This window comes from Microcoleus asticus IPMA8 (assembly GCF_013179805.1).
Lineage (GTDB): Bacteria > Cyanobacteriota > Cyanobacteriia > Cyanobacteriales > Microcoleaceae > Microcoleus > Microcoleus asticus.
This window is the reverse complement of record NZ_SRRZ01000212.1, coordinates 1-6,171: the sequence shown is the minus strand read 5'-3', so window position 1 is coordinate 6,171 and position 6,171 is coordinate 1. Positions and strand designations below refer to the sequence as shown.

The 6,171-nt window shown below is 44.9% G+C and carries 5 protein-coding genes and 1 pseudogene; 1 reads left to right on the top strand and 5 read right to left on the bottom strand.

Annotated features, from left to right (window positions below):
• Positions 1–91 precede the first annotated feature (91 nt).
• Both E5S67_RS30595 and E5S67_RS30590 read right to left on the bottom strand, forming a co-directional pair.
• Positions 92–541: pseudogene (locus E5S67_RS30595) on the bottom strand (response regulator transcription factor); the annotation flags it as partial.
• An 85-nt stretch (positions 542–626) separates the two neighbouring features.
• On the bottom strand, positions 627–1,208 hold the full coding sequence (locus E5S67_RS30590; protein WP_172193040.1) for an ATP-binding protein: 582 nt from the start codon (positions 1,206–1,208) through the stop codon (positions 627–629).
• 223 nt (positions 1,209–1,431) lie between these two features.
• Here E5S67_RS30590 and E5S67_RS30585 point away from each other — a divergent pair, with 223 nt between their 5' ends.
• Entirely contained in the window at positions 1,432–3,837 is a 2,406-nt protein-coding gene (locus E5S67_RS30585; protein ID WP_172193038.1) for an NACHT domain-containing protein, read from the top strand.
• A 166-nt stretch (positions 3,838–4,003) separates the two neighbouring features.
• Here the strand turns inward: E5S67_RS30585 and E5S67_RS30580 are convergent, their stop codons facing one another.
• From E5S67_RS30580 to E5S67_RS30570, 3 genes are all read right to left on the bottom strand, one after another.
• The gene (locus E5S67_RS30580; RefSeq protein ID WP_172193036.1) at positions 4,004–4,609 is read right to left on the bottom strand and encodes an anti-sigma factor family protein; all 606 of its coding nucleotides are present in this window, start codon (positions 4,607–4,609) and stop codon (positions 4,004–4,006) included.
• A 140-nt stretch (positions 4,610–4,749) separates the two neighbouring features.
• Complete coding sequence (locus E5S67_RS30575; protein WP_172193044.1) at positions 4,750–5,409, bottom strand: sigma-70 family RNA polymerase sigma factor; 660 nt, start codon at positions 5,407–5,409, stop codon at positions 4,750–4,752.
• 100 nt (positions 5,410–5,509) lie between these two features.
• On the bottom strand, positions 5,510–6,001 hold the full coding sequence (locus E5S67_RS30570) for a molybdenum cofactor biosynthesis protein MoaE (RefSeq protein ID WP_172193034.1): 492 nt from the start codon (positions 5,999–6,001) through the stop codon (positions 5,510–5,512).
• Between the last annotated feature and the right edge of the window lie 170 nt (positions 6,002–6,171).

Sequence of the window (6,171 nt, the reverse complement as noted above, 5' to 3'; positions counted from 1 at the left end):
AGTGTAACTTTCATCTGACCTATCTTTTTTTAACACAAGTCGGTCAAATACCAGCCCTGTCTGAGTTCCGGCGGGGTTGTCACCCCGCCAGGCGATCGTTGAGTGTTGCTTCCCGACACGCTGAATCGATCGCGAATCGATCGAATACAATACGCGATGGAGTGACAGGCCTCATGCGTCTCAACACAACTTCTATACGAATTGCCAACTCCGCCAAACCAAAGGGTTTGCAGATATAGTCATCCGCACCGGCGGACAGGGCTTTAAGCCGATCGGCTTCGTCGGTGCGGCTGCTTAGCATTACCACAAAAACATTAGTACGGCGTTGCATTTCCTGGCAGAGGAGATAGCCTGTAGTATCCGGCAAATTCCAATCGAGAATTACTAGCAGTGGCTTGAATTTCTCAAACAATGCTAAAGCCGTCTCGCCATCGGCTGCTGAATCTACGTGATATTTCTGATTTAAAAAGCGATGAACTAGATTGCGGATGGCTGGGTCATCATCCACAACGAGAATCTTGGCAGTAGTATCAGTAGTCATCACAAAAAAGTTTCTTTCTCTTGTCAATTTAAAGCTGGCAATTACAGAACAGCTTTAGTGAAGCGTAAATCCTAGGTCGCTCCAACTAATACAGACTTTTTTGGTGCAATTCTTCTTTCAACTTAGCTTGAATGTCAAAAGGCTCTCCCCAATCCCAAATTTTTACTTCTAGGTGTTCGTTAAATACCATTATTTCAATCTCTATCGGAGTTTCTAATGGCAGATTTTTGTGAGCGTGGCGAACAGCATTCGTAAACCCTTCAATCACAGCAAGTTTACACTGATGCAAAACGCCTAGGGGAATTGGTAGAGGATCTAACTGTTCAACCCACGATAAAACTTGAGCAACAGCTTTAATATCAGTATTTAGTTTTAGTTGAAGGCTAATTTTGGGAACTTGCTCGTTAGAACTTGGCTCGGGTTGGCGATTTCGTTGCTTTTGAACCCCGAAAAAATTAAATCTGTTTAAAACATCGATCGCCCACTTAAAAAAACCATCTTGAATGCTGTGTTGGGATGGTACTAGACCAGGCTGCTGATAATATTTTACAATGAACAGACAGTTTCGACCGTCAGAAGTGCGGGTATAACTTAGCTTATCGGCAATTTTGCCAATAATTTTTATACCTATCCCACCTGACGGAATTTCATCTATGTTATCTCTCATGGTGCTATCCTTTGTCATCATTTAATGTGTACTTTTTTACCTAAAAAAGAGAGTGGCATTCTAAACGATTAAGTTTGCATGATTTATGCCTGACTTTTCCCGTATGCCGTGCAGTTGTTGTCACGATCATTTTCTCTTTGTTGCTGGGGTCTTGACAAACTCAGTTTGCGATCGCTAAACTGAGCGAAAACAGACATTGACAATTAAAGAAGTAAATTATATAATGACGACCCTCAAAGCCTCTGAGGAAGGATTAGTAAAAATTAGGCAAGCTAGAAGAGAAAGGGGCTCGACGATAGAAGACCCCAGATGGCTAGTAGAAGCTAGTCAAACATTAGAGCCCGATCGAACTTGGACAGAAGCCGGGCCCTATGCCGATGGCCTCTCGCTTCCAACTTGGAGGCGTTTTTTAGGAGGAAGAGAACCCATTAAAGCCAATGCTTTCAGGGCTTTCTGCACAGTTTTGCATTTGAATTGGGAAGAAATTGTCGATCGTCCTCCTTTAGCCCATCCTTACCAAGGGAGGGTTGGGGGGGTTATAGATTTTTGCCAACAGCATATTGATTCGGTAGTGGAAGAGATACGGCAAAAATGCCACAGCAAAATCCAACAGCTTTACAGCAGAATGCAACTGTTGGATATTGCACAGCCCGTTGATGTCAGCAACCTCTACGTTGAAGTCAACATTTTGGAGGAAATTACCAGTTGGCAGCCAGGAGAAATTCGCGACTTATTGAGAGACTTCAACCCAGATGCAGATAACTTTAACCGCTTGGGTTTAGGCCAAGTGCACCAGAAACGAGTACCAGGATTGGATGCGGTGAAATCTCACTCTAAACTGATGGTACTCGGCAAACCGGGCTCCGGTAAAACTACTTTTTTGAAACACATCGCCATTCAGTGCAATCGCTCAGAATTTGAAGCCAACAAAATACCGATTTTTATTCCTCTGAAAACCTTTGCTGAAATCGCTAATCTTGACTTATTAGAATATATCAGCGACGAATTTGCCAGTTGCGGAGTTGAGGCGCGATCGCAAACTGAATCTGTACTTAGTCAAGGCAGAGGTTTGATTTTATTGGACGGCTTAGATGAAGTGCCGGAATCAGATAGCGATGGAGTCGTCAGACAGATTCGTCAGTTTGTCCAAAAGTATTACAAAAATCAGTTTATTATTACCTGTCGAATTGCCGCTGCTAAGTACCGATTTCACGACGAAGCTTTTACCTGTGTTGAGGTAGCCGATTTTAATAACAAGCAAATCGCTGCCTTTGCTCGCAATTGGTTTGTGGCATTTTCCCAGAATATGGAGGCAGGGAAAGCTTTAGCGTCTCAATTTGTAGAGCAGCTAAAAATGAATAAAAATCAGCAAATCCGAGAACTGGCAGTAACGCCTATCTTGTTGAATCTGACTTGTTTAGTATTCCAAGCCAAAGCAGATTTCCCATCCAACCGAGCCAAGTTGTATGAGGAAGGAATAGAAATTATGCTCAGAAAATGGGATGAAACTAGAGGCATTCAACGGGATGAAGTTTATCGAGATTTGAATTTGTGCCGCAAGAAACATTTACTTGCTTTTGTGGCAGCTATTACTTTTGATCGGGGCGATTACTTTTTTGAAAAAAATCAAATCCAACAAGTGATTGCCGACTATCTGGCTAACTTACCCGATGCCACAACTGACCGCGTTCAGTTAGAAATGGATAGTGAGGTTGTCCTGAAGGCGATCGAGGCACAACATGGATTATTAGTGGAAAGGGCAAGAGGAATTTATTCGTTTTCTCATCTAACATTCCAAGAGTATTTTACTGCTACAGAAATAGTTAACAATTCTGCTCCACAAGCTTTGGGAAAACTGGTCAGCAACCTAACCGAGAAGCGTTGGCGAGAAGTCTTGTTGTTAGCAGTTGGGATCTTGCAAAAAGCTGATGACTTGTTGCTGTTAATCAAACAGCAAGTTGATAGGCTGGTCGCTGATGATGAGCAGTTACAGCAATTCCTAATGTGGGTAAACCAAAAATCCCTTTCAGTTGATTTTCCCTACAAACCTGCGGCAGTGAGATTCTTTTACTTTTCCCTTCTTCCATGCCTTGAGCTTGCTCTTAATCGTAACCCTGAACGTTTCCTTGACCCAGCCCTTTACCTTGCCGTTAAACATACCTTTGACCCTGCTGTTGAATTTACCCTTGACCTTGTTCTTGACCTTGCCATTTTGCCTGTACTCGACGGTGCTATTGACCCAGCCATTAGTCTTGCCCATGACATTCTTCTTGTCCCTCTTGTGGAACCTAAACTGATGCAAGCACTGCAAGAACTTAAGAAACAACTACCTCACCCAGATAGTGACAAGGAAATATTTAGGCAATGGTGGCAAGCTAACGGACAAGTTTGGACTAGGGAATTAAGACAAATCATAATTTCCTATCGCACTATAGGTCACGATTGGCAATTTAGCAAACAGCAGAAGTCATTGCTGAGGAAGTATTACGATGCTAATAAATTGCTGGTATATTGCCTCAATAGCGGTTGTAATGTATCTCCTGCTGTGCGGCAGGAAATTGAGGAGACATTGCTGTTGCCGATCGCAAATATCACAAAAATAGGTAACAAGTGCGATCGCCCGCTCTAATTCCACTAGCTACCTACTCCGATATTAAGATGCGATGCCCCACAATTCGGCATTCAAAGCCAAGAAAGCGTCTCAGGATATATACACCTTGAAAAACTGGGAACAACGGCAAAAGCCCCCTTTTTTAGGGAGCTTAGCAACTTCAGTTATGCTCAAAACAGAAATCCTACTGCGCCTTTGGCAATGACTTTTGAGGGGTTGTTACACCAACTTTGGGAATCTCCATTATCGGTGCATTCACCCCAAGCATCAAATCGTTGGGATTAACAATCTCCACCAGAGGCTCGTTCAAAGCCACCATCAAACCGTCAGATTCAGCAGGAAGGGGCGATCGAGCAAACTGGGGAGCAAACAATGGGCGGCCGCCACCGACACCAGACACTACCGCAATCAACAAAGCTGCGATCGCACCTCCGCCCAAAATCCAAGCCCGTTTCGGCTTGCATTCCACCCGCTGCAAAACCTTCCCCGCCAACTCCTGTGCAGATTGTTCCGAAGCAGGCACCGGCATTGACTGAAAACCCCGCTGCATCATCAGCAGTCGCGAGTACAAACGTTTCGTAGTGGGGTCATTTGTCAGCCATTCCTCGACTTGCCGGCGTTCTGCAGCCGTCACTTCGCCGTCGAGGTAAGCACTCAGTAATTCAAAGCGATCGCGCATCATAGTAGTTACATTGCCCTGGGCATAATTGTTGTTAGCTTGAGTTTCAGCGAGTGAATCCCCGATACCTTGCTGATTCTGATTTTTATCCGATTCAAAGTTATAATTCATATTTCACACTTGCTTTAATTGGGGGAAGGATGCCCTCGCTATTAGAATGATTTACTGCTTATTTATATTTTAAAAGAGAAATTTTGATGTGACAGCAAACATGACCAAATCTTCTTGACCGGCCTCTAAAAGCACTATTGCTAATTACCATCGAGATATTTTTGCAATTCCAACTGCAATCTTTGGCGAGCTCTAGCAATTCTCGACTTGACAGTTCCCAGAGAAACTCCAGTCATTTCGGCTATTTCCTCATAGGCTAAACCTTCAATTTCTCTTAAAACAATTGTCGTGCGGAATACTTCCGGCAAATCTGCGATCGCCACCCGCAACTGCTCGTAAAATTCTCTAGTTGTCAAATCTTCATCAGGCCCCGGACTGTCGGCCGGAATTTCCCAATCAACCTCGCCATCTTCGAGAGTTCGGGGTACGTCCAGCGACAGCGGAGTTCGCACCCGTTTGCGCTTCCGCAACTCATCGTAAAACAAATTAGTGGCGATGCGGCTCAGCCAGCCCCGAAATTTAACAGGCTCTTGCAAGCGGTTAATATTGCGGTAGACCCGAATCCACACTTCCTGAGCCAAGTCTGCTCGGTCTTGCCAGTCAGGGGCCAAGTGATATAGAACCCTGTCTACGTGGGACTGATACCGCTTCAACAGTTCTGAAAAGGCAGTGCTCTCAGGTCGATTTCCTTCCTGACAACGCAACACCAAGTCATAATTAGAGAGTTTTTCGGCTGGCAATTGCACTCTTTGAACGGTCGCCACAACCGCAGACCAGGACACGGAAATAAAGTCGCTCATCGGTGGAATTGGCTCATCGAACATTCCACACTTTTTGACGTTAGGAGATCGTAACAAGTTCCCCTCTTCAATCTCAAATCTCAAATCTCAAATCGATTGACTAATGCCCAACAACTTCGCACGCTCCAATACTAACCCAACTACTAGAACCGTCTGCCCAATGTTCCTTTTTCCAAATCGGTACATTGTGTTTGAGCGTATCTATCGCGTACTGGCAAGCTGCAAAGGCCTCCCCCCGGTGGGGACAGCCAACAGCCACCAGTACGCTGATTTCCCCCACCTGCAAGTGTCCGACGCGGTGGTGAATGGCGACCCGATTGACATCGGCCCACTGGTGGCGGATTTCAGTAGCAATTTGCTGGAATACTCGCACTGCCATCGGTTCGTAGGCTTGATATTCTAGTGAAACTACAGCTTGACCGTCAGTTTGGTTGCGGACTGTACCGCTCATCATTACCACGGCTCCGTTGGCGGGGTCATCTGCCAAAGCGTATATTTCCTCTACAGACAACGGCGCTAAGGTAATGGCAAAGCTGTCTGATTCATGGCGTTGAGGAATTGTGTCGATCGAAAGTGCAGCGCTAGAGTTCATTGCGAAAGAAGTGGTGCTGGGGAACTCCATCGATCTTGACACAAATCAAGTCGCGATCGATTGATCTTGCATTCTTGTAACTGGAGTTTAGACTAGGCAGCAAGAAAAGACTCAGCAAAGGTGAGTTGAAAATAAATAGACTTCAGATCTGAAAATCTACACTACTAAGG

Excerpts from the sequence above, each read along its gene's own strand:
- E5S67_RS30575 (WP_172193044.1), bottom strand. The coding sequence starts at position 5,409 with ATGAGCGACTTTATTTCCGTGTCCTGGTCTGCGGTTGTGGCGACCGTT.
- E5S67_RS30580 (WP_172193036.1), bottom strand. The coding sequence starts at position 4,609 with ATGAATTATAACTTTGAATCGGATAAAAATCAGAATCAGCAAGGTATC.
- E5S67_RS30590 (WP_172193040.1), bottom strand. The coding sequence starts at position 1,208 with ATGAGAGATAACATAGATGAAATTCCGTCAGGTGGGATAGGTATAAAA.
- E5S67_RS30585 (WP_172193038.1), top strand. The coding sequence starts at position 1,432 with ATGACGACCCTCAAAGCCTCTGAGGAAGGATTAGTAAAAATTAGGCAA.
- E5S67_RS30570 (WP_172193034.1), bottom strand. The coding sequence starts at position 6,001 with ATGAACTCTAGCGCTGCACTTTCGATCGACACAATTCCTCAACGCCAT.